The 23,923-nt window shown below is 69.0% G+C and carries 14 protein-coding genes and 1 tRNA gene; 8 read left to right on the top strand and 7 right to left on the bottom strand.

Annotated features, from left to right (window positions below):
• Positions 1–761 precede the first annotated feature (761 nt).
• Positions 762–837: transfer RNA gene (locus JDV75_RS02200), tRNA-Arg, on the bottom strand.
• 216 nt (positions 838–1,053) lie between these two features.
• Here JDV75_RS02200 and JDV75_RS02195 point away from each other — a divergent pair.
• The 3 genes from JDV75_RS02195 (at position 1,054) to JDV75_RS02185 (ending at position 2,671) form a co-directional block, all read left to right on the top strand.
• A complete protein-coding gene (locus tag JDV75_RS02195; RefSeq protein ID WP_198737604.1) occupies positions 1,054–1,323 on the top strand; it encodes a cg0963 family protein in 270 nt (89 codons plus the stop codon).
• An 87-nt stretch (positions 1,324–1,410) separates the two neighbouring features.
• Complete coding sequence (cobF, locus tag JDV75_RS02190) at positions 1,411–2,169, top strand: precorrin-6A synthase (deacetylating) (protein WP_198737603.1); 759 nt, start codon at positions 1,411–1,413, stop codon at positions 2,167–2,169.
• 109 nt (positions 2,170–2,278) lie between these two features.
• Positions 2,279–2,671 carry a hypothetical protein gene (locus tag JDV75_RS02185; protein ID WP_198737602.1) on the top strand — a complete coding sequence of 131 codons (393 nt, stop codon included), beginning with the start codon at positions 2,279–2,281 and terminating at the stop codon, positions 2,669–2,671.
• A 318-nt stretch (positions 2,672–2,989) separates the two neighbouring features.
• Here JDV75_RS02185 and JDV75_RS02180 read toward each other — a convergent pair whose 3' ends face one another.
• The 4 genes from JDV75_RS02180 to JDV75_RS02165 form a co-directional block, all read right to left on the bottom strand.
• Positions 2,990–3,244 carry a mycoredoxin gene (locus JDV75_RS02180; RefSeq protein ID WP_198737601.1) on the bottom strand — a complete coding sequence of 85 codons (255 nt, stop codon included), beginning with the start codon at positions 3,242–3,244 and terminating at the stop codon, positions 2,990–2,992.
• Between the two features lie 29 nt (positions 3,245–3,273).
• Complete coding sequence (locus JDV75_RS02175; RefSeq protein WP_198737600.1) at positions 3,274–3,813, bottom strand: dihydrofolate reductase; 540 nt, start codon at positions 3,811–3,813, stop codon at positions 3,274–3,276.
• A 3-nt stretch (positions 3,814–3,816) separates the two neighbouring features.
• Entirely contained in the window at positions 3,817–4,626 is an 810-nt protein-coding gene (locus JDV75_RS02170; protein WP_198737599.1) for a thymidylate synthase, read from the bottom strand.
• Between the two features lie 91 nt (positions 4,627–4,717).
• Positions 4,718–5,479, bottom strand: coding sequence for a 3'(2'),5'-bisphosphate nucleotidase CysQ (locus tag JDV75_RS02165; protein ID WP_198737598.1), 762 nt, complete (start codon positions 5,477–5,479; stop codon positions 4,718–4,720).
• 142 nt (positions 5,480–5,621) lie between these two features.
• Between JDV75_RS02165 and JDV75_RS02160 the strand changes: the two genes are divergently transcribed.
• Complete coding sequence (locus JDV75_RS02160) at positions 5,622–10,544, top strand: Lhr family ATP-dependent helicase (protein WP_198737597.1); 4,923 nt, start codon at positions 5,622–5,624, stop codon at positions 10,542–10,544.
• Positions 10,545–10,961: 417 nt separating this feature from the next.
• On the opposite strand, the gene JDV75_RS02155 is transcribed toward JDV75_RS02160, so the two are convergent.
• Both JDV75_RS02155 and JDV75_RS02150 read right to left on the bottom strand, forming a co-directional pair.
• Positions 10,962–11,219 carry a type II toxin-antitoxin system RelE family toxin gene (locus tag JDV75_RS02155; protein WP_198737596.1) on the bottom strand — a complete coding sequence of 86 codons (258 nt, stop codon included), beginning with the start codon at positions 11,217–11,219 and terminating at the stop codon, positions 10,962–10,964.
• 9 nt (positions 11,220–11,228) lie between these two features.
• Positions 11,229–11,474, bottom strand: coding sequence for a type II toxin-antitoxin system prevent-host-death family antitoxin (locus tag JDV75_RS02150; protein WP_198737595.1), 246 nt, complete (start codon positions 11,472–11,474; stop codon positions 11,229–11,231).
• Between the two features lie 404 nt (positions 11,475–11,878).
• Between JDV75_RS02150 and JDV75_RS02145 the strand changes: the two genes are divergently transcribed.
• The 4 genes from JDV75_RS02145 to JDV75_RS02130 all read left to right on the top strand — a co-directional run bounded on the left by JDV75_RS02145 (position 11,879) and on the right by JDV75_RS02130 (position 23,659).
• Positions 11,879–12,727, top strand: a complete 849-nt coding sequence (locus JDV75_RS02145) for an Fpg/Nei family DNA glycosylase (RefSeq protein WP_198737594.1) — start codon at positions 11,879–11,881, stop codon at positions 12,725–12,727.
• A 62-nt stretch (positions 12,728–12,789) separates the two neighbouring features.
• Positions 12,790–13,203 carry a YccF domain-containing protein gene (locus JDV75_RS02140; protein ID WP_198737593.1) on the top strand — a complete coding sequence of 138 codons (414 nt, stop codon included), beginning with the start codon at positions 12,790–12,792 and terminating at the stop codon, positions 13,201–13,203.
• An 88-nt stretch (positions 13,204–13,291) separates the two neighbouring features.
• The gene (locus tag JDV75_RS02135; protein ID WP_198737592.1) at positions 13,292–13,987 is read left to right on the top strand and encodes a TetR family transcriptional regulator; all 696 of its coding nucleotides are present in this window, start codon (positions 13,292–13,294) and stop codon (positions 13,985–13,987) included.
• 444 nt (positions 13,988–14,431) lie between these two features.
• Positions 14,432–23,659, top strand: a complete 9,228-nt coding sequence (locus tag JDV75_RS02130) for a fatty acid synthase subunit beta domain-containing protein (RefSeq protein ID WP_336244271.1) — start codon at positions 14,432–14,434, stop codon at positions 23,657–23,659.
• Positions 23,660–23,923 lie beyond the last annotated feature (264 nt).

Here is a 23,923-nt window from a genome sequence, read left to right as displayed (position 1 = left end):
AGCACGACCCATGTGACGTGATTGAGCAGTTCGAAGGCATCAGGAAGGGGACAGGCGGCGGGTATCGGAACCGTGCCCGCGTCCCACAGGTGAAGAGTGGATCGGGCAACCGGGCTATCGGCGCAGAAACCGAATGCTCCGACTCATACAGGGGCTCGTAGCCCGATCAACGGATGATCCCCTCCATCAACCGGACCGTCACTGCGTCCGGTCGGAGGGGTGCCCCGCTTGTAGGGGCGGTGCGGTTTCATCGTCCACACCGATACCGCGCAGCGGCCGGAGAAGCGTCCGCAGCCGTGGCGATCCCCCGGATCTCTTTTGAGTGGCGCGTCGATTGCACCGGACATCTCACCGCGGCGGAACAGGAGCCACAGCATGCCGCCTGGGTATGTCGGGGAAGCGACCCACCCCGCCCCGGCGTGATCGGAGATCCCACCGGATCCCGACCGACGGGGAATCAGGAGCGCACTCCTCTCCATGGCAGTGGCTGACGCACCAACACGATGAATCAGACACAGGGAGAAGCAAGCGGTCACCCTTGGGTTGATGGTCGAGCATCCTGCACACACTCTGAATCGCGTGGTGTGCCGGCTGATGTGGCAGTTGAATCGTGGACAATCATCCTTGACTCCGGAGAAATCGGCCCCGGGTCCACCTCCGGAAGCCCCCCATCGTGTGTCTCCGGCATTCGTCGAAAAAGAAAGCGTTCAGCGGTTTTCCGACGGAAGAGGGGAGACCGCGGGTGAGCGGAGGAAACACTCTGGTGCCCCAGAGAGGAATCGAACCTCCGACACCGGCTTTAGGAGAGCCGTGCTCTATCCACTGAGCTACTAGGGCTGGCCGCCGACCTCATCAGGGGCGGACGGTGTCAGATTAGCCCATCGGTGCCTGGTGGTGAAAACCGGGCGAGTGACAGACCTCGGGGGTGGCTCCACCTGTGAGATCCGGGACACTACCCCCGAGCTCACTTCAACGGCGGCGAAAAGAACATAGGCTTGCAGTAATACCTGTGGGTTCCGTGAGGGCCCACCCCGAATCAAAGGAAGGTACATCATGCCGAAGAAGAAGCCTCTGTTCACCGACGTCAACCGTGTTGAGGTCGTGACCAACATCGTCACCGGAGAGAAGGGCCCCGTGCTCTCCCTCGACAGGATCGAGGAGGATGGCACCCTCAGCAACATCCTGCTTTTGAACATCTACGATGCGAAGCACCTCTCCGAGGCGTGCACCCGCTACCTCGGGCAGTCCTTCATCGCGAACTTCGACGGTTTCACCTCCGGGCTCTCCGCGAAGGATCACGAGGAAATCCACGGCGACGACTAGACGACCATCCGGTGTGTCCCGGGGCCCGGCCACAGGTACCGGGTTCCGGGACGTTTCACCGGGCGGAGCGGAAAGGGCTGATCCAGGATGCGGACACTTCTGGTCATCGGAATCGGGGCAGGGGATCCCGGCCACCTCACACTCGGCGCTATAGATGCGCTCCGCTCCGCGGACGTGGTCATCGCCCTGGACAAGGGCGAACAGAAGGCCGACCTCCTGCAGGCCCGTCGGACGGTGGTCGACGCACACTCACCGGGCATCCCCATAATCGCGGTGACCGATCCAGAGCGGGACCGCAACCCCTCCGACTACCGTGCGGAGGTTCGCCGGTGGCACGGGGAACGCGCGAGGTTGCTTTCCGAGGCGATTGTCGGTGAAACCGACCCGGACGGCACAGCTGCGTTTCTCGTCTGGGGGGATCCGTCGCTCTACGATTCCACTCTCCGCATCATCGACCGCATGCGCGAGGAGACCGGACTCGAGTGCGTGGTCCGGGTCATACCCGGTATCACGGCGCTCCAGGCGCTCACCGCCGCGCACGCCATAACCGCGAACCGCATCGGTGAACCCATCCACGTGACCACGGGGCGTCTCCTCCCCGCCACGAGCGCTGCCGACAGGCGCAACTGCTTCGTCATGCTCGACGGAGGGACGACCTGGAACGAGGTCGCCGGACCCGACACCTACATGTACTGGGGTGCATACCTGGGAACGCCGGAACAGATCCTCCGCGCGGGATTCGTCGAGGACATCGGCGACGAGGTGGCCGCGTTGAAGTGCACGCTCCGGGACAGCCACGGCTGGATCATGGACACCTACCTTCTCCGCGAGCTCGACGCTCGGTGAACCCCTGATACCGGTTGGCGGACACCGCGAACACAGGTAGGTTGACTCCGGTGGACGGCGGTGGCTGTTCCGTGTCCCGGGAACGAGAGAAGGTGACGGTGCAATGGCCGTGAAACGCAGGAACACGAAGCGGCGGAAGAAGCAGAACACGCCATTCAGCCCGTGGGTCGTCGTAACCTGGATCCTCGCGGTGCTCTGGGGGATACTCGCTCTGTTCGCGTACCGTGCCGGTGTAGATGCATTCACCTGGGGATTCGGGGTCAGTGCCCTGCTCACCGCCATGACCGCGACCGGCGTGACGGTCATCCCGGAACTGCGTTCCTCTGCAGGTCTCGCGGGCCCCGTCGCCCTCATTTTGTCCGGAGCGGTCGCCGTGACCTTCAGCTGGTGGTTCCTCCTCGTGCTGTTCGCCGGTGTTCCCTGGCTCGCTCTCGCACTGCTCCGGCTCTCCGCACCACGGCGGTCCGGGGGAGGACTGCACCTCTGGCGCGGAGATGACTAGCGGATTCTGCCGCCACATCCGCTCCAGGCCACGACAGCAACCGGTGGATATCGCGCGTCGCGGGGACCGAACCCCGGGGGATGACGAGTGACCGGATTCGCGTGCTTTTTCAGCTGCGTCCGGGGGGATCGCACGGGACAGGTCCCCGGCCGATCCATTCCCGCCAACCCGGCAGCGGGTCCTGATCTCCGGCGCCCCACGTTGCCCCGCCGACGGGCGCCATCCACGAAAAAACCAGGGGGCTGTGCGGCCGCCGGACCGACAGGAAACGACCCCCGCGCAAACCAGGCTTGCGGGGGTCGTTCGGTCTTTCGGGGGTCAGCCCTGCAGCTCCTCCAGCTTGCGGCGCACCTCGGAAGCCTGGGGATTGGTGGCGTGCGTTCCGTCCGAGTACTTCACGGTGGGCACGATCCGGTTGCCGTCGTTCACCGACTCAACCCAGGCCGAGGCCTCGGCATCCTCTTCGACGTTGACGGCGGTGAACGGCGTCTCCGTGCGGTTGAGGGCCTTCACCAGGCGGTTACAGTACGGGCACCAGTCGGTCAGGAAAACTGTGATGTGATTGTCGCTCATGCCCGGTACAACGACACCGGGCGTGGGGATTATTCCACCGGGTCGCGGAGGTAGGTAAGCACCCGGTAACGGAGCGGCCCCTCCTGCCGGGCCGCCTCGGCTGCACCGGTCAGCCGGCCCTTCGCGGATTCGAACCATTCGGTGTCGTCGGTGCACGTGAACGCGTCCCCGAGCTCCGGTGCGAACACCGCGACAGGGCCGAGAACATCGCGCAGCTCGGCGTCGACGAGCGTCACCCGAACCTCATCCACCATCGGCAGGGTGTCGGCGTAGACCCGGCCGCCCCCCATGATCCACGCGTCTTCCGTGGCCTGGGACGGATCACCGATCACGGTGGCGCCCTCCGACCACGTACCGGCCGGGCGGGTGGTCAGGACGTAGTTGTCACGGCCGGGTAGGGGACGGAACCGTTCCGGGATCGTCTCCCAGGTGCGCCGCCCCATCAGGACGGGGGAACCGAGGGTGGTTTCCCGGAAGTACCTGAGGTCCTCGGGAATGTGCCACGGCATGTCCCCACCGTCGCCGATGACCCCGTCGACGGACTGTGCCCAGATCGCCCGGTAGCCCATGGCTCAGACCGCCACCTTTCCGCGGATCGCGGGGTGGGGGTCGTACCCGGTGACGGAGATGTCGTCGAAGGTGTAGTCGAACATCGAGTCCGCCTCGCGCAGCTGCAGCCGCGGATAGGGGCGCGGTTCGCGGGACAGCTGCAGTTCGACCTGTTCCCGGTGGTTGTCGTAGACGTGGCAGTCGCCGCCGGTCCAGATGAACTCACCGACATCGAGCCCCGCCTGCTGCGCGAACATGTGGGTGAGCAGTGAGTAGGAGGCGATGTTGAAGGGGACACCGAGGAACATGTCCGCGCTGCGCTGGTAGAGCTGGCAGGACAGGCGCCCGTCCGCGACGTACAACTGGAACAGCAGGTGGCACGGGGGCAGCGCCATCTTCTCCAGATCCGAGACGTTCCACGCCGAGACGAGGATCCGGCGGGAGTCCGGGTTGTTCCGCAGCTGGTCCAGGACCTGGGAGATCTGGTCGATGTGCCGGCCGTCCGGGGTCGGCCAGCTGCGCCACTGCACCCCGTAGACGGGGCCCAGCTCCCCCTCGGGGGAGGCCCACTCGTCCCAGATCCGGATCCCGTGATCCTTCAGGAATCCGATGTTCGACTCGCCCCGCAGGAACCAGAGCAGCTCGCCGACGACGCCCTTCAGATACACCTTCTTCGTGGTGATCAGCGGAAAGGAGTCGGCGAGGTTGAACCGCATCTGGCGGGCGAACAGGCTGGTCGTGCCCGTTCCCGTGCGGTCGTCCTTGTGGGTTCCCTCGCGCATGATCTGCGCGAGGAGATCCTCGTAGGGGGTGTGGATGGCGGTGGCGCTCATGGTGTCCAGACTAACGGTGGCACCACGTCGTCCCCGGCATTAGACGGATCAACGGCGTGGTGCGGGCAGGGGGCAGAGATTGAGGTACGGCCTAGGTGTAGGAGCCGTTTTCCTTCAGAAATCCGGCGGCGATCTCCAGGATCTCGTCGGCGAGATCCTTCCGGCAGATCAGGAGATCCGGCAGGTAGGTGTCCTTGTTGTTGTAGGTCAGCTCACTGCCGTCCAGACGGGAGCAGTGCAGGCCGGCCGCCTGGCAGACACCGACCGGTGCGGCGGAGTCCCATTCGTACTGTCCGCCGGCGTGGACGTAGGCGTCGGCGTCGCCCAGCAGGACGTGCATGGCCTTCGCGCCCGCGGACCCCATGTCCATCGGTTCGAAGCCGAGCTTCTCCGCGACGTGGAAGGCGACCTTCGGGGGCCGGTTGTGGGACATGATGATCTTCCGGGCGAACGGCCCGCTCACCGCGCGGGCGTCGTGGGAGCTGAACACGACGCCGAGGTCGGGGAGGGCGACGGCTGCCGACAGCGGCCTGCCGTTGTCGACCAGCGCGATGTGCACCGCCCAGTCCTGTCGACCGGTGGCGAACTCGCGGGTGCCGTCCAAGGGGTCGATGATCCAGACGCGGTCCTTGCCGAGGCGTGCCGGGTTGTCCGCGGCCTCCTCACTCAGGACGCCGTCGTCTGGGCGGTGCTGCGCCAGGACCCGGGCGATCCAGCTCTGGGCCAGCTCGTCACCGGCGTCGCCGAGCCCACGACCCCGCAACAGTCCGACGTCACGCACCCCCTTCAGGATGTCGCCTGTTCCCTGGGCGAGGCGGGCGGTGAGAATGGCATCATCAATGTTCGCGGTCATGGTCCCCACTCTAGTTGTTGGAACGGGCATCCGCTCGGTGCCCGAGGGGTCATACCCGTCACACGGTCGGGCATGTTCGGAAATTGTCCGGCCGTTCGACACGGATGAACCGTCGATGCGAACATTTGGTTGAATGGGGGACATGCCGACGTCCACACTCGACCGCTTCCGACCGGAGGTCAGGACCTGGTTCACGGACGTCTTCGCCCGGCCCACCGCCGTGCAGGAACAGGCGTGGGCCGAGATCTCCACCGGTGGGCACGCGCTCGTCGTCGCCCCCACCGGCTCCGGTAAGACCCTCGCGGCGTTCCTCTGGGCCCTGAACTCGCTCACCGCACGCCCCGGGCAGACCCGACTACCCGCCCCGGACGGTGTCGATGAGGTGCCCGCATCCACCGGTACCGACGGTTCCGGGGTGAAGGTCCTCTACATCTCCCCGCTCAAGGCACTCGGCGTCGACGTGGAGAACAACCTCCGTGCACCACTGACCGGGATCGCCCGGGCCGCCGACCGGCTCGGCGTCGCGGCGCCGGACATCACCGTCGGTGTGCGCTCCGGGGACACCCCAGCGAAGGAACGGGCCCGCCAGCAGCGCAAGCCGCCGGACATCCTCATCACCACGCCCGAATCGCTCTACCTCATGCTCACCTCGAAGGCGGCGGGCACACTCACCGGCGTGCGCACCGTCATCATCGACGAGATCCACGCCCTCGCGGGCACGAAACGCGGTGTGCACCTCGCGCTGTCCCTCGAGCGTCTGGAACTGTTCACCGAGCGGCCGGTGCAGCGCATCGGACTTTCGGCCACCGTCCGGCCCCTCGAACGGGTCGCCGCGTTCCTCGGAGGAACCGACCGCGACGTCGCGATCATCGCGCCGGGCAGCGAGAAACGGTGGCAACTCGACGTCCACGTCCCCGTCCCCGACATGTCCGACCTGCCCACCCCGGAACACGCCTCCACCATCGGGGACGCCGTCATCGACGATCCCCTCGGACTGACCGCGCCACTCGACGGAACCGACGGGCCGGAACCGGCGACAGGAGCACCGCAGGAATCGGCGCTGCCCACCGCAGGCTCCATCTGGCCGTTCATCGAGACCGAGCTCTACGAGGAGATCACCCGGGCGCGTTCCACACTCGTCTTCGTCAACTCACGCCGCACCGCAGAAAGACTGACCAGCAGACTCAACGAGATCCACGCCGAGAAACACGACCCGGGGGCGCTCTCCGCACCGACCCGGAGGCCACCGGCGCAGCTGATGAAATCCGTCGACGTCGCCGGGAGGGCCGACACGATCCTCGCCCGCGCCCACCACGGTTCGGTGAGCAAGGAGGAACGCGCCCGCATCGAGGAGCAGCTCAAGTCCGGCGAGCTCACCTGCGTGGTGGCCACCTCATCCCTGGAACTCGGCATCGACATGGGCGCCGTCGACCTCGTCATCCAGGTGGCCTCGCCGCCGTCGGTCGCCGCCGGACTGCAGCGCGTCGGTCGCGCCGGGCACACCGTCGGCGCGGTCTCCAGGGGTTCGTTCTACCCGCAGCACCGTTCCGATCTCGTCCAGAGCGCGGTCACCGTCGAACGGATGCGGGCCGGGGCGATCGAGGAACTGACCGTGCCCCGCAACCCCCTCGACGTGCTGACCCAGCAGACCGTCGCCACCGTCGCCGCCCGTGACATCCACGTCGACGAGTGGTACGGGGCCGTCCGTCGCGCCCACCCGTACGCCACCCTCGCGCGCGAGGTGTTCGACGCCGTCATCGATCTGGCCTCCGGCGTTTACCCGTCCACCGACTTCGCGGAGCTGCGCCCCCGCGTCGTCTACGACCGGGTCACGGGGATGCTCACCACCCGGCCCGGTGCCCAGCGGGTGGCCGTCACCTCCGGCGGCACCATCCCGGACCGGGGGATGTTCGGTGTGTTCCTCGCGGGTACCGCCGGTGAGAACGGAGGGGCACCCCGCCGGGTCGGTGAGCTCGACGAGGAGATGGTCTACGAGACGCGGGTGGGCGACGTGTTCACCCTCGGGGCGTCGAGCTGGCGGGTCGAGGAGATCACCCGCGACCAGGTCATCGTCACCCCGGCCCCCGGGCACACCGGCAGGCTGCCGTTCTGGAACGGGGACCAGGCGGGCCGCCCCGCCGAACTCGGAGCCGCGCTCGGGGCGTTCCGCCGCGAGGTCGCCGCCGATCCGGCACGCGCCGCGGGGCTCGGCCTGGACACCTGGGCGCACGAGAATCTCACGCGCTATCTCGCGGAGCAGGCCGACGCCACCGGAATCGTCCCGGACGAGAGGACGCTGGTGCTGGAACGCTTCACCGACGAGCTGGGGGACTGGCGCATCATCCTGCACAGCCCCTACGGACGTGGGGTGAATGCGGCGTGGGCGCTCGCCGTCGGGGCACGGATCGCGGAGAACACCGGCATGGACGCCCAGGCGGTCGCGGGTGACGACGGCATCGTCCTCCGCCTGCCCGACATGGACGGTGAACCCGGCGCCGACCTGTTCACCTTCGACGCCGACGACATCGAGGACCTGGTCACCCGGGAGGTCGGCAACTCGGCGTTGTTCGCCTCCCGGTTCCGGGAGTGCGCGGCCCGCGCGCTGCTCCTGCCGCGCCGCACCCCCGGCAAACGGGCACCGCTGTGGCAGCAGCGCCAGCGTTCGGCGCAGCTCCTCGACGTCGCCCGGAAATACCCGTCGTTCCCCATCATCCTGGAGACGGTGCGCGAGTGCCTGCAGGACGTCTACGACCTCCCGGCGCTGAAACAGCTGTGCGCCGATCTCGGTGCACGTCGCGTCCGCATCGCGGAGATCACCACCGACCAACCCAGCCCCTTCGCCTCCTCACTGCTGTTCAACTACACCGGTGCGTTCATGTACGAGGGCGACACCCCGCTGGCGGAGAAACGCGCGGCGGCCCTCGCCCTCGACCCCGCGCTCCTGGCGAAACTGCTCGGAACCGTGGAGCTCAGGGAACTCCTCGACGCCGGGGTCATCACCGAGGTCCACGCCCAGCTGCAGCGCACCGCCGACGGACGGAAGGCCCGCGGCCCGGAGGAACTCGCCGACGTGCTGCGCATCATCGGCCCCGTCCCCGTCACCAGGGTCCACGAGCACTGCACCTTCGGTGAGCCCGGCACCGTCGTCGACCTCGCCCTCGACCACCTCCGCGACCGGGTCATGCTCGTGCGCATCGCCGGAACCGAGCACCTGGCGCAGTCCCTCGACGCCCCGCTGCTCCGCGACGCCCTCGGTGTGCCGGTACCCGCCGGCGTGGCGGCGCAACCGGCGACCGTCACCGACGCCCTGGCCCAGCTCGTGAACCGCTTCGCCCGAACCCGCGGCCCGTTCACCCTCGGGGACCTGGCGGAGACCTTCGGGCTCGCGCCCGCCGCCGCGCACACCGCGCTCCGCCAGGCCGTCAGCGACGGAACCGTCATCGAGGGGCACTACCGTGCCGGGGTCGAGGGGCCCGAGTACTGCGCCGTCGAGGTCCTGCGCACCATCCGCGGCAGATCACTGGCGCTCGCCCGTTCCCAGGCAGAGCCCGTCAGCGGTTCGACCTTCGCGCGTTTTCTCACCGACTGGCACCAGATCGCCGGCGTCGGTCGTCACCCGGTACTGCGCGGCGCGGACGGCGTGTACACGGTCATCGAACAGCTCGCCGGTGTCCGCCTGCCCGCGAGTGCCTGGGAGACCCTCGTCCTGCCGGCCCGCGTCGGTGACTACACCCCGCGGCTGCTCGACGAGCTGACCGCCACCGGGGAGGTGCTCATCCTGGGCGCGGGCTGCGCCGGGACCCGGGACCCGTGGATCATGCTGCTGCCCGCCGACTACGCCGCACAGCTCGCCCCGCGGACCGACCCGCCCACGCTCACCGGACTGCAGGAGGCGGTGCTCGCGGTACTGCGCCGGGGCGGCGGTTTCCACTTCGCCGAGCTGCTCGGGGAGGTGTCCACCCTCGCGCAGGAAGACCTGGACATCGCCGTGCCGCGCACGGTCGAGGCCCGCGATCTGGCGGACGCCCTCCGGGAGCTCGTCGAGCTGGGACTGGTCAGCCCGGACAGCTTCGCGCCGCTGCGGGCCCGCCTCGCGGGAACGAGCTCCGGCGCCACGGCGCACCGGGCAAAACGCCGGCCCGCCCGCAACCGCCTGCGCATGGGACGCACCCGCTTCGCGCAGGCCGAACGGGCGAACGCGACGGCGGTGTCCGCCCCTCCGGACATGGTGGGCCGGTGGGCCGCCGCCGTGACCCCGGCGACCGACCCGACGACCCGCTCCGTCGCGCACGGAGAGGCGTGGCTGGACCGGTACGGCGTGGTCACCCGGGGCAGCGTCGTCGCCGAGGACGTCACCGGCGGGTTCGCGCTCGCCTACAAGGTGCTGTCCTCCTTCGATGAGACCGGCAAGGCGATGCGCGGCTACGTCATCGACGGGCTCGGCGCCGCACAGTTCTCCACCACCGCCGTCATCGACCGGCTCCGGGGACTGGCCGACACCCCGGACATCGAGGGCTGGCCGTCGGGAACCACCGATCCGGACGTGGTCCTGCTCGCCGCCGCTGATCCGGCGAACCCCTACGGAGCCGCTCTACCGTGGCCCGACTGCCCGGGCGCGCGGCCGACCCGTGGCGCCGGTGCCGTGGTGGTCCTGGCCGACGGGCTGCCGCTGGCGTACCTCACCCGGGGTGGCCGCAGCCTCACCCTGTTCCCCGGGATCTGCCCCGTCGGGGAGGCGGAGATGGTCGCCCTCGTGGTCGCCGCCCTGGTGGACGCGGTCGCGGCGGGCCGGATGTCCCGGTTCACCGTGGAGAAGATCGGCGGGGAACCTGCCCTCGAATCTCCACTGGTCGGGGCCTTCCGCTCGGCGGGTGCCGCGATCACCCCGAAGGGGCTGCGGCTGGCCGGAACCACCGGCACCGTCATGCCCCGGGTGGCGCGTACACAACCGGGGCGCTCGCTGGCCGAGGCCGCAGCCGATGCGGATGCCGTCGACATCGACGTCACCTTCGACGACCCGCCGCCCGGCGGCGGGTTCCGCAGGCCGAGGCAACCGGGGCGGTGAGGGAGCCTGGCCCGGACACTCCGGGAACGGGGCCGGTTCAGCGCGGTGCCGGCGCAGTTCGGCCGGGGACCTGCGATCAACTCTTCCGGTGAGTGCGGAATATGAGACACGCGGGCACCGTGCTGAACAGTAGGGTGAAGATGCTCTTCGCCGCGGAATTCATGTCCCGGTCCTAAATCACGCCGAGAACGACGAAGAAGATCGTGGCTGTCCCGGTGAGCACGACGACCGTCCTGAGGACCGTCACCGTTCTCCCTGTTCACTGTGTCCGTGGTCGTTGTGATCCGCTCGCGAAGCTCAGCGGATGCGCCGCCGAGGGTAACGTTCTTCGCGGATGTGGGGAGTTCCCAGCTCGTGGAGCAGAGTAAACCCGGTTCCGGCTTTCCCGGAAGACAGTTTCGACCGGTGCCCGGGATCTCATCGATACACTTCGCGACGATGAGCCACCTTAAGAATGAGAACGATCAGTCCATCGTCATGGATTTCATAGATGATCCGGTGGTCACCGACACGAATCCGGTACTCTCCTTTGCCCCCTTTGAGCTGGATGCATCCTTGTGGACGCGGTTCTGACGCCAATTCCCGGATCGCGGCGACCAACCGGCGGGCGGTGCTTTTGTCGAGTTTGCGTAGGGCTTTCGCCGCTGATGGTACGTAACTGATCGTATGGGGCATGAGTCCGGATCAGAGCCCGAGTTCGCGTTCAAGTTCCTCCTGGGATACTCGTCCGGTCTCCTTCCGTGCCTCGTCGGCGGCGAGGATGTCCGCCAGATCTTCCATCGCCTTCACTGCGCGGTCGAAGAACTCAGGCGAGACGACGACGGCCCGGCGTCCGGCACCCCGGGAAGTGATCTCCACCGGCTCGCTCTGCGCGGTCGCGATGTAATCACTCTGGTGATTGCGGAACTGGGACAGCGTTACGGGTGTCATGACCGCAGTGTACAACTTGTACAAGTTGTACACAATGATGCTGGGTTGTTCCGGACGGATACGTGCCAGCACAATCGTCGTGTTGCACAGGTGATTCCGGCGCGGTGCCGGTATCGAAGCCGGTCGATGTCACGGGATGATCTACGGTGGACGCATAATCGACATCGTCGATCCGTTGTGGCGAACGGGTGCACCGCCCGAAAGATGGTCGTGGCATTCTGGCGGTGACACCGCAGGTTATGAAGGAGAAGACTCAGGCCTTGCCCGACCTGACCGACACAGGGTCCGGTGCCGGGGCCCACAGCTGGTGATCGCTTGATGAGGTGTACCCGCGTTCACGGCGTTAGACGATCACCTGCACCCACAGGTTGATCAGGTGCCCCCATGATCCTGAAAGGAGCCCGGTGCCCGAGGGTGATTCCGTCCACCAGCTGTCCGCCCGGATGCAGTTCATGTGCGGACGCGAGGTGACCTCGACGTCGATACGCGTACCCCGATACGCCACCGTCTCCTTCACCGGGGAGACCGTCGGCGCGGTGTGGCCGCTCGGAAAGCACCTGTTCATGTCCTTCGGCGACCGGATCCTGCACACACACCTGAAGATGGAGGGCACCTGGTCCGTGCACCGGAAGGGGGCCCGGTGGCGGAAACCCGGGCACGCGGCACGGGTGGTTCTGCAGCTCAGTGACGGCCCCGACCGTGCGCCGATCGAGGTCGTCGGCTTCGACCTGGGGCTCGTGCGGGTGTTCCCCGCGTCCGAGTACCGGGAGCGGATGGGGCATCTCGGGCCGGACGTGCTCTACGACGACTGGGCTGAATGGGGGCGGGATGAGGCGCGGCGCCGCATTCTGGCCCGCCCGGACCGGGCCATCGGCGCTGCACTGCTCGACCAGAGGAATCTGGCCGGGGTGGGTAACGAGTACCGCGCGGAGATCTGTTTCCTGTGCGGCGTCCATCCCGCGAAGCCCGTGTCGGAGGTGGACGTGGATCGGGTTCTCGATGTGACCCGCAGGCTGATGTGGGCGAACCGCGTTGAACCGGTGCGGGTGACCACTGGTGTCAAGCGGGCGGGGGAGACGACCTACGTCTTCGGACGCAACCACCGCCCGTGCCGCAGGTGCGGGAGCCTGATCGAGCAGAGTTTCCTCGGTGGCGTCGACAGGGGTGGGGATGACGGCGAGTTGGAGCGGGTCATCTGGTGGTGCCCCCACTGTCAGCCGGTGCCGGACAGGTGGGCCGGAGACGGTCCGTGATCCGTGCCGTACTCGGGGGCGAAGCACAGGAAATGCCCAGACAGTGGCCATAGAATGAGGGCATGAATCTCCTCCTGAACATCATCTGGTTCGTATTCGCCGGCGTGTGGCTGGCTCTGGGATACGTGATCTTCGGGGTCGTCGCGTGCATCTTCATCGTCACCATCCCCGCGGGCGTCGCCTCCTTCCGGATGGCCAACTACGCCCTGTGGCCGTTCGGCCGCTCGGTCATCGTCCCGGACACCGGTTCCGGCGGACTCAGCACCTTCAGCAACGTCATCTGGTTCGTCGTGGCCGGTTTCTGGTTGGCCCTCGGGCACCTGACCACGGCGGTGGCCCAGGCGGTGACCATCATCGGGATCCCGCTCGCGCTGGCGAACCTCAAGATGATCCCGGTGACCTGTTTCCCCTTCGGTAAGCAGATCGTCGACAGCAACCGGATCCCGGTCGGGTCCCACCCGATGGTGCAGATGTGACCCATCGGCAGGGGAACGATGCCTGAGCGGAACCGTCCCCGCAGGCGGCCCCACCGTTGCGTCGATGAATGATCCCAGGAGATGAGGCGTGGTGCGCAGTAATCCGGAGACCCGGTCCAGGTTGGTGGCGGCGACCCGTGAGGTCATCGTCTCCCACGGTTTCGAGGGCTGCACGCTGGAGCGGATCTGTCAGACCGCGGGCTTCACCAGGGGTGCGTTCTACTCCAATTTCACGGACAAGGACGCGCTGTTCACCCTGGTTGTCCGGGAGGAGTATGCGCGGGTCATCGAGCTTCTCGACGCCGTGACCCGCGAGTGGGTCGCAGCGTTTCATCCCGGCGCGCGCCACACCTCGTGTCCGGACGAGGCGGCGGCCGAGAAACTCACCGATGCGCTGCTGCGGACCAGGGAGCGGCTGGGGCTGGACCGGGATTTCCTCGTCCTGCACAACGAGCTCCTCGCCCGCGCGGCCCGGGAACCGGAGTGGGCGATGCAGTTCATGGAGATCAACCGTGACTTCGTCGTCGGAGTCGGGCGGGCCCTCGAGCTGATGCTCGCGGAGGTCGACCGGGTTCCGGTCAAACGCACCGAGGCGATCGCGCAGGCCGTCATCGGCATCACGATGCGCTACACGGGGGTGTCGGTGTGGCGGGACCGGCTGGCGGATGTCGAGGCGGAGCACCACCGACGGGGGACGATGCTCGAGCTGGACGACATCCTGGATCTCGTCCTCACTCTTCTGATGGCCTCATCGAGGCCCGCGACCGAGGACGTGCCGGAGTAGTTCCGGGGAGTTGACCCGCGTTGCGGATGTCATCTCCCGCATGTGCCTGACCGCTGTGGGGGCAACCATTCGGGCGACCGTGTGAAACGCTCATCCGCCATCCCGTGGCGGTTGCGGGAAAGAACACATCAGCGGTTGCCGTCGCTGTGAGCGGCTGCGATACATGATCGTATCGCTTTGATACAGAAATGTATTCGACAGGCTAACCTTACTGTCTTACGCTCCGGGGAGACGGGTCCGTCATCTGTCCGCATGCCCTGTTGACCTCGCCGGTCGATGGACGTGGGGGACGGGATGGAGCCGTCGATCAGCAGTCAGCACCGTCAATCCGAGTTCGACGGCGGGCGGACGCGACGGGAAACCAGCTCCCACAGCCCCGGGGTTCCGGGCCGGGTGGCCGACGCGTGCGCACCACCGTCAACGTCTTCCCGAGGAGTCCCACCAGTGACCACCACGCACGCCGACACCAACGACATCACGAGCTTCACCGCCGGTGAGACCCCGCTGCATCAGATCCCGCACCCGGGGATACTGTTCGCCGGACAGGCGTCGCAGTGGGTCGAGGCGCTCGCCGACAGTGTGACGGATACGTCGACCGCCCGGCTCCTCGATGAGCTGCTCGATGCCGCCTGGCACCGCTGCGCCCCGGTCGCCCGGGACATCTCGATCATCGTTCCCGGCGCCCGCGAACGCCTGCACTCCCTGATCGGCGGGGCGGCTCCGCACCGGCTGCCCCTCGACCGGGAGCCCGCGGTTTCCGTCGCGGGCATCACGCTCGCGCAGATCGGCGCCCTCCACCAGCTCGCCGATGCCGGGGTCACCCTGAATACCTGGCGGTTCGCCGGTCACTCCCAGGGCAGCCTCGGTGTCGCCGCAGCCGGGGCCATCGCGGACGGGGACCGTTCCCGGTTGGTCGACGTGGTCGCGTTCGCTCTCATCCTCGGCGCGGTGACCTCCGCCCGCGCACGTGAACTCGACATCAGCTCGGACGAATCCTGCATGCTGAGTGTCCGTGGTTTCTGCCGCGAGGGAATCGACGCCGCACTGGCCGGGGTCGCCGGATCCGGGGTGGAGGTCGCGCTGTGCAACAGCCCCCGGCATTTCGTCCTCGCCGGGACAGCGGAGGGACTGGCCCGCGTCCGGGGGGCGCTCACCGCGGCCGCCGAGACCCACAACGAGGGGATCATCGACAAGAAGCGGGGCGGTTCACTGATCGAGCCGTTCTTCGACGTCCTCGAGGTCGCCGCCCCCTTCCACCACTCGGTGATGGGCCCGGCCGTGGACCGCGCCGCGGCTCTGTCCGCACGGTGCGATCTGGAGGACGTCCCCGCGACGGATCTCGCCCGGTCGATCCTGGTCGACCACCACGACTGGGACACGGAGCTCGGCGACTGCCTCGACAACTGCTCGCACCTGCTGGTCATCGATCCGGGTGGGGCACTGGACCGGATGACCCGTCCACTCCTGCAGGGCCGGGGAATCGCCATCGTCGACGCCTCCACCGTCGCCGCGCGCGACCAGCTCGCGACCCCCGGCACCGAACTGCCGCAGGCCAGTGACTTCTCCCGGTTCGCCCCGAAGCTGCTGCACCTCTCCGACGGCTCGTTCAGCGTGGAGACGAAGTTCACCACCCTCACCGGCAACTCGCCGGTGATCCTCGCTGGTATGACCCCGACCACCGTCGATCCGGGCATCGTCGCAGCCGCGGCGAACGCCGGATTCTGGGCGGAGATGGCCGGCGGCGGACAGTACTCCGAGGAGGTCTTCGCCAAGAACCGGGACGGACTCGTCGCGCAGCTCGACCAGGGCCGCTGCGCGCAGTTCAACTCGATGTTCCTCGACCGCTACATGTGGAACCTCCAGTTCGGGGCGCAGCGCATCGTCTCCCGGGCCCGAGCCACGGGTGTCTCGCTCAACGGCGTGACCATCTCCGCGGGCATCCCCGAGGTCGAGGAGGCCACCGAGCTCATCACCGGCCTCAACGCCGACGGATTCCCCTACGTCTGCTTCAAGCCCGGCACCGTGGAGCAGATCCGGGCCTGCCTCGCCATCGCGGAGGCCAACCCGGACACCCCGGTCATCATGCAGATCGAGGACGGGCACGCGGGTGGACACCACTCCTGGGTCAACCTCGACGACCTGCTGCTGGCCACCTACGCGGAGATCCGCGCCCACGACAACGTCGTCGTCCTCGTCGGCGGCGGCATCGGCACCCCGGACAAGGCCGCGCAGTGGATCACCGGATCCTGGGCGACCCGCCACGGCATGCCCGCCATGCCCGTCGACGGTGTCCTCGTCGGCACCGCGGCGATGACCACGAAGGAGGCCACCACCTCACCGCAGGTCAAGAAGCTCCTCGTCGACACACCCGGCGTCGACCCGGATGACGCCGGCGGCTGGGTCGGACGCGGCAACTCCCGTGGCGGGGTCACCTCCGGGCTCTCCCACCTGCACGCCGACATGTACGAGGTGGACAACTCCTCGGCCCGCTGCTCCCGACTGCTCAGCTCCCTGGACACCTCCTCCGACGAGGCCGTCGCCGCGCGCCGCGACGAGATCATCGCGGCCCTCGACGCCACCGCGAAGCCCTACTTCGGTGAGGTCTCCGAGATGACCTACGCGCAGTGGCTGCAGCGCTTCGTCGAACTCGCCTGGCCCTGGACCGACCCGAGCTGGTCCGACCGCTTCCTCGACCTCGTCCACCGGATCGAGGCGCGCCTCGCGCCCGCCGACCACGGCGAGATCCCCACCCTGTTCCCCGACATCGACTCCATCACCGACGGCCCAGCCGCCGTCGAGAAACTCCTGGACCGCTACCCGGAGGCCACCGACACCATCGTCGGAGCCCGGGACGCCGCCTGGTTCATCGGGCTCAACCGCAAACACCACAAGCCCATGCCCTGGGTGCCGGCCATCGACGCCGACATCGCCCGCTGGTGGGGACTGGACACACTCTGGCAGGCCCACGACGACCGCTATGACGCCGACAAGGTCCGCTGCATCCCCGGACCGGTCTCCGTCGCGGGCATCGACCGCGTCGATGAACCCGTCGCGGAACTCCTCGGCCGCTTCGAGGCCGCCTGCGTCGAGGACCTGCGGGAACACGACGCCCCGGTCCACGAGGTGTTCTCCCGACTGGCCTCCGCCGTCACCGAACGGGACTTCCTGCTGGCCGCCCCGCACATCGTGTGGCACGGACACCTCATCGACAACCCCGCCCACGTCCTCGACCCCGAGGCGTTCGAACTCCTCGAACCCGACACGGACGGCGACCCGTGGACGATCCGGATCCTCTGCGACTCCTACTGGGACGGGCTCGAGGGTGAGCATCCCTTCGTCATCGAGCACGTCGACATCCCCGTCCTGCTGGGGGAACCCTGCGCCACCGGCGCCGTGCCGGTCGTCTCCCGGGAACACCTCCCCGACAGCGTCTACGCGCTGCTCGCCGGCGTGGCCGGCGTCGGGTCCACCTCGGCGGCCGGTGACGACATCACCGACCTGCCCCGCGTCCACGAGGATGAGGGCTCGGCGTTCGGCGTCGTCCGCGACTCCTTCACCCTGCCCGCCCACCTGTTCACCGCGCACACCGCGGTCACCGGCGCCGCACTCACCGGGGTACGCACCGCGCCCGGCACCGCAGACGCCCTCGTCGGGCCCTGCTGGCCCGCGATCTACACCGCCCTCGGCTCCGGCAAACTCTCCGACGGCTACCCCGTCATCGAGGGGCTGCTCAACGCCGTGCACCTCGACCACTGCGTGGACCTCCGGGTCCCGCTCGCCGAACTGCGCGACGGCACCGACCGGCACATCGACGTCGAGGCCCGCACCCGCCCCTTCGACGAGTCCGCCTCGGGCCGCATCGTCACCGTGGACCTCGTCCTGCGCCACGACGGTGACGTGATCGCCACGATGGTCGAACGCTTCGCCATCCGCGGCCGCGTCACCACCACCGACCCCGCACCGGCGGCACCCGAGTTCGGTGGCGTCGACGCCACGATCGACGACACCCCGCGCAGCTTCATCCGCCGCGCGACGGTCACCGCGCCGGGCGACATGACCCCTTTCGCCGTGGTGTCGGGTGACTACAACCCGATCCACACCTCCACCAACGCGGCCCGCCTCGTCGGCCTCGACGCGCCGCTGGTGCACGGAATGTGGCTCTCGGCCACCGCCCAGCACCTCGCCACCGCAGCGGAGCCCGGCAGTCGCCCGGCCCGCCTGCTCGGCTGGACCTACTCCATGTACGGCATGGTGCAGCTCGATGACGTCGTGGAGATCACCGTCGAGCGCGTCGGACGCAGCGGCCCGAACCCGGCCGTGGAGGTGACCTGCCGTATCGACGGGGTCGTCGTCTCCCGCGGCCAGGCGCTCCTCGAGGCACCGACCACCGCCTACGTCTACCCCGGCCAGGGCATCCAGGCGCAGGGCATGGCGAGCGCGGACCGCGCAGCCTCCGCAGCGTCCCGCGCCGTCTGGCAGCGGGCCGACGAACACACCCGCGCCGCACTCGGGTTCTCCATCATCCAGGTCGTCGACGACAACCCCGTCGAGCTGAAGGTGGGGGAGACCGTCTACCGGCACCCGAAGGGTGTCCTCTACCTCACGCAGTTCACCCAGGTCGCTCTCGCCGTCGTCGCCTACGGTCAGACCGAGCGTCTGCGGCACGAGGGACTGCTCGTCCCCGGCTCGATGTACGCCGGGCACTCGCTGGGCGAGTACACCTCGCTCGCGTCGACGGCCGGGATATTCGAGCTCGAGGGCGTCATCGACATCGTCTTCTCCCGCGGTTCGGCCATGCACTCCCTCGTCCCGCGCGACGACCGGGGCCGCTCCAACTACGGCCTCGGCGCGCTGCGACCGAACCAGTTCGGCGTGGACGACGACGGCGTGGTGGAGTACGTCCGCTCCATCGCGGAAGCCTCGGGCGAGTTCCTGGAGATCGTGAACTTCAACGTCGCCGGCCAGCAGTACGCCGTGGCCGGAACCCTCGCCGGGCTGAAGGCACTCGAGGCCGACGCCGCCGCGCGCGCGGAGGCCGCGGGCGGACGCCGCGCGTTCATCCCGATCCCCGGCATCGACGTCCCCTTCCACTCCTCGGTGCTGCGCCCCGGTGTCGCCGCGTTCGCGGAGAAACTCGACGCCCTGCTGCCCACCGACCTGGACGTCGACGCCCTGGTCGACCGCTACATCCCGAACCTCGTCGCCCGCCCCTTCGAGCTGACCCGCGACTTCGCGGAGTCCATCCTCGAGGTCGTCCCCGCCGAACCCCTCCGGGAGCTGCTCGGTGCGGACGGCGCGTTCGACAAGCTCGCCTCCGATGACCCGGCGGCACTCTCCCGGCTGCTGCTCATCGAGCTGCTGTCCTGGCAGTTCGCCTCCCCGGTCCGGTGGATCGAGACCCAGGCGCTGCTGCTCGGCGACCGGGGCGTGGAGCACGTCGTCGAGGTCGGCCTTGCGTCCTCCCCGACGCTGGCGAACCTCATGGCCCGCACCCTCGAACTGCCGCAGTTCGCGACCGCGACCACGACGGTCCACAACCTGGAGCGCGACGAACCGGTGGTGTACCTGACCGATCAGCAGGACGCCCCCGCCACGGACACCGCAGACGAGGACCAGGTCGACGCGGCCGCTGACGAACCCGCCGCCGTCGATCCCGGGACCGCGACCGCCACCCCGGATCCCGTGCCCGCCACGGCGGAGATCGCAGCCGCCCCCGCCACTCCCGCCCCCTCAGGTGGGCAGGCCGCGGGACCCGCGCCCGAACTGAACTTCACCGCGGCCGACGCGATCATCACCCTGTTCGCGGTGCAGAACAAGCTGCGCACCGAGCAGATCACCGGCACCGACACCACCGAGACACTGACCAACGGCGTCTCCTCGAGGCGGAACCAGTTGTTGATGGATATGGCCGCCGAACTCGGCGTCCCCACGATCGACGGTGCCGCCGAGGCGGACGTCACCACGCTGAAGTCCCGCGTGACCACCGCCGCCCCCGGCTACACGCCCTTCGGGCCGGTGCTCTCCGAACTGACCGGCGCGCGCCTGCGCACCCTCGCCGCGCAGGCGGGGTCCAAGGCGGCCCACATCGGCGACCGGGTCACCGGAACCTGGGGTCTGCCCACCAGCTGGGTCGCCCCCGTCGAGGTCGAACTCGTCCTCGGCACCCGCACCGAGGAATCGGTGCGGGGCGGTGAGCTGGGTACCCTGCCCGGCGCGCAGCCGACGTCGACGGCCGACTTCGACGCACTCATCGACGCCGCCGTGCGCGCCGTCGCCGCGGCGAACAGCACGGAGGTCTCCCTCGGTGGTGGATCGACCGGTGGTGGCGGGGGAGTGGTCGATTCCGCGGCCCTCGACGCCTACGCCGACACCGTCACCGGACCGGACGGTGTCCTCGCGGAAACCGCCCGCACCATCCTCGACACCCTGGGGCTCACCCCGTCGCCCGAGGAGACCGACGGCGGTTCCGCGGACGGGGCCCTGCTCGAGGCCGTCGAGTCGGAGCTCGGCCCCCAGTGGCTGAAACTCGTCACCCCGGTGTTCGACGCGGACCGGGCCGTGCTCTTCGACGACCGCTGGGCGATCGCCCGCGAGGAACTCGCCCGCATCGCCACCGGTGCCGACGCGGCCACCGACGACACCGCCACCATCGCCCGCTTCGCGGGCACCGGAGAGACCGTGGCCGGTCAGGCCCGCTGGTGGGCGGAACACACCGACGACGAGACCCGTCGCGGGGTGCTCGCCCGCATCGCCGAGGCCGCCACGGGCGACTCCACCCCCGAGTTCGACGGGGAGGTCGCCCTGGTCACCGGCGCGGCGCCCGGTTCCATCGCCGGCTCCATCGTCGCCGGCCTGCTCGAGCGCGGGGCGACGGTCATCGTGACCGCCTCCCGCGTCACGCAAGCCCGCAAGGAGTACGCGCGCGGCCTCTACGCGGCACACGCCACCGCCGGCGCCCGGCTCTGGCTCGTGCCCGCCAACATGTCCTCCTTCCGGGACGTCGACTCCCTGATCGACTGGATCGGCACCGAGGAGAAGGTCACCGTCGGGGAGAAGGTCACCGTGACCAAGCCCGCGCTCATCCCGACCCTCGCGTTCCCGTTCGCCGCGCCCCGGGTCTCCGGATCGCTCGCCGACGCCGGAGGGGCCGCCGAGAACCAGGCCCGCCTGCTGCTCTGGTCCGTCGAACGCACCATCGCCGGGCTCGCCCGACTCGCGGCGACCGGCTCCGTCGGCACCCGCGCCCACGTCGTCCTGCCCGGCTCCCCGAACCGGGGCACCTTCGGCGGTGACGGGGCCTACGGTGAGGTCAAGGCCGCGTTCGACGCGATCCTCGCCAAGTGGCACTCCGAGACCGGCTGGCCCGAGCACATCAGCCTCGCCCAGGCCCGCATCGGCTGGGTGTCCGGCACCAACCTCATGGGCGGCAACGACCTGCTCGTGCCCGCGGCGGAGAAGGCCGGCATCCACGTCTACACCCCCGACGAGATCACCGGAGACCTGCTCGGACTGGCCACCCCGGACGCCCGCCGCCGCGCGGTGGATACCCCGATCGACGCCGACCTGACCGGTGGTCTCGCCGACTCCGAGGTGTCCCTGCCCGAACTCGCCCGCGGCATCGACCGTGACGCACTGGCCGCGGCCGCGGCCGGCACCGACGATGCCGGGGACACGGGTGCGACGATCCGCGCCCTGCCCACCCCGGCCCGCCGCGCACAGCCGCAGCCCGTCGACATCGGCGAGGTGAACACCGACCTCGAGGACCTCATCGTCGTCGTCGGCGTCGGTGAGGTCTCATCCTGGGGCTCCGGACGCACCCGCACCGAGGCCGAGTACGGGATCCACCGCGACGGCACCGTCGATCTCACCGCCGCCGGTGTCATGGAACTCGCCTGGATGATGGGTCTGATCACCTGGGCCGAGGACCCCACACCCGGCTGGTACGACGACTCCGGGGCCGCTGTCGCCGAGGAGGACATCTACGACCGCTTCCGCGACGAGGTCGTCGCCCGCTCCGGCATCCGCACCTTCGTCGACGACTTCACCCTCGTCGACCAGGGATCGATCGACCTCGCGACCGTGTACCTCGACCGCGACATCGAATTCACCGTCGCGAGCGAATCCGAGGCCCGCGACTACCTCGACGCCGACCCGGCGACCACCCGGATCTGGGAGGGCGACGACGGCGAATGGACGGTGCACAAGGCGAAGGGCGCCCGCGCCTCGATCCCGCGCCGGGCGTGCCTCAGCCGCACCGTCGGCGGCCAGATGCCCACCGGCTTCGACCCCGCCCACTGGGGCATCCCCGCCTCCATGATCGACGGTCTCGACCGGATCGCCTGCTGGAACCTCGTCACCGCCGTGGACGCGTTCCTCGCCAGCGGCTTCACCCCGGCCGAACTGCTCACCGCCGTGCACCCCGGTGACGTCGCCTGCACCCAGGGCACCGGCATCGGCGGCATGGAGTCCCTGCACAAGGTGTTCGTCTCCCGCTTCATCGGCGAGGACCGCCCCAGCGACATCCTGCAGGAGGCCCTGCCCAACGTCGTCGCCGCACACGTCATGCAGTCCTGGGTCGGCGGCTACGGCGCGATGATCCACCCCGTCGCCGCCTGCGCCACCGCCGCCGTCTCCCTGGAGGAGGGCGTGGACAAGATCCGGGTCGGGAAGGCGGAGGTCGTGGTCACCGGCGGTATCGACGACATCAGCGTCGAATCGCTCACCGGCTTCGGCGACATGAACGCCACCGCCCGCTCGCAGGCGATGGCAGACAAGGGCATCGACGAGCGCTTCTACTCCCGCGCGAACGACCGTCGCCGCGGCGGCTTCGTCGAGGCCGAGGGTGGCGGCACCGTCATCATCGCCCGCGGTGATGTCGCGGCGAAGCTCGGCCTGCCCGTGCTCGCCGTCGTCGCCCACGCCCAGAGCTACGCCGACGGGGCACACACCTCGATCCCGGCTCCGGGCCTCGGAGCCCTGGGGGCGGCCCGCGGCGGGGAACGCTCCGCCCTGGCCCGCAACCTGAAGGGTCTGGGCCTCACCCCGGACGACGTGCGCGTGGTGTCCAAGCACGACACCTCCACCAACGCGAACGACCCCAACGAGTCCGAGCTGCACTCGCAGCTGTGGGCGGCTCTCGGCCGGGACACGGACAACCCCATGTTCGTGGTCTCCCAGAAGACGCTGACCGGTCACGCCAAGGGTGGTGCCGCCCTCTTCCAGATCGGCGGTCTGACCCACATCCTCGCGACCGGTGAGCTGCCCGCCAACGCGGCCCTCGACTGCGTCGATCCCGCGATCGCACCGAAGGCGACGAACCTTGTGTGGCTGCGGGAACCGCTCGACCTCGGGGTCGGGGGAGTGAAGGCCGGCGTGCTCACCTCGCTCGGGTTCGGGCACGTCTCGGCCGTCGTGGTGCTCGCACACCCGACCTGCTTCGAGAAGGCCCTGGCGAACGCCGGCCACGACGTCGACGAGTGGCGCCGGCGGGCCAGCACCCGACTGCAGGCCGGTGTCCGCAGGCTCGAGGCCGGCATGATCGGCCGTGCACCGCTCTACGAGGTGCCCGTCGGGCGCAGGCTCCCCGAGAAGGGCGGACACGAGGCGGAGATCAACCTGATCCTCGACCCCGATGTCCGGCTGGGTGAGGACGGCGTGTTCCCACGCGCCTGACCCGCTGAACACCTGATGTCATGAGCAACCCGGCCCCACAGACGCAGATCGAAATGATCTGAACCTCTGTGGGGTCGGGGTTGATCTGTTCCGTGCAGGTATCCGGCCCGAGTGCGCACCATTCATTTCATCGGGTTCCCGCTGCCGCCGGTGTCGCGGCGGGTACGACTGATGATCAGGATCCGGTGCCTGTGCCCGCCCGCTACCCCGAAAACCGGGGGCGGCTTCGGTCCAGGTACCCGGTGCTCGCTTCACCGGGTACCT

The sequence above is a fragment of the Corynebacterium meridianum genome (assembly GCF_016342265.1).
GTDB lineage: Bacteria > Actinomycetota > Actinomycetes > Mycobacteriales > Mycobacteriaceae > Corynebacterium > Corynebacterium meridianum.
The sequence above is the reverse complement of the archived record's forward strand: the minus strand, read 5'-3'. Positions and strand labels throughout refer to the sequence as shown.

Excerpts from the sequence above, each read along its gene's own strand:
- JDV75_RS02195 (WP_198737604.1), top strand. The coding sequence starts at position 1,054 with ATGCCGAAGAAGAAGCCTCTGTTCACCGACGTCAACCGTGTTGAGGTC.
- cobF (WP_198737603.1), top strand. The coding sequence starts at position 1,411 with ATGCGGACACTTCTGGTCATCGGAATCGGGGCAGGGGATCCCGGCCAC.
- JDV75_RS02180 (WP_198737601.1), bottom strand. The coding sequence starts at position 3,244 with ATGAGCGACAATCACATCACAGTTTTCCTGACCGACTGGTGCCCGTAC.
- JDV75_RS02175 (WP_198737600.1), bottom strand. The coding sequence starts at position 3,813 with ATGGGCTACCGGGCGATCTGGGCACAGTCCGTCGACGGGGTCATCGGC.
- JDV75_RS02170 (WP_198737599.1), bottom strand. The coding sequence starts at position 4,626 with ATGAGCGCCACCGCCATCCACACCCCCTACGAGGATCTCCTCGCGCAG.
- JDV75_RS02165 (WP_198737598.1), bottom strand. The coding sequence starts at position 5,479 with ATGACCGCGAACATTGATGATGCCATTCTCACCGCCCGCCTCGCCCAG.
- JDV75_RS02160 (WP_198737597.1), top strand. The coding sequence starts at position 5,622 with ATGCCGACGTCCACACTCGACCGCTTCCGACCGGAGGTCAGGACCTGG.
- JDV75_RS02155 (WP_198737596.1), bottom strand. The coding sequence starts at position 11,219 with ATGCCCCATACGATCAGTTACGTACCATCAGCGGCGAAAGCCCTACGC.
- JDV75_RS02150 (WP_198737595.1), bottom strand. The coding sequence starts at position 11,474 with ATGACACCCGTAACGCTGTCCCAGTTCCGCAATCACCAGAGTGATTAC.
- JDV75_RS02140 (WP_198737593.1), top strand. The coding sequence starts at position 12,790 with ATGAATCTCCTCCTGAACATCATCTGGTTCGTATTCGCCGGCGTGTGG.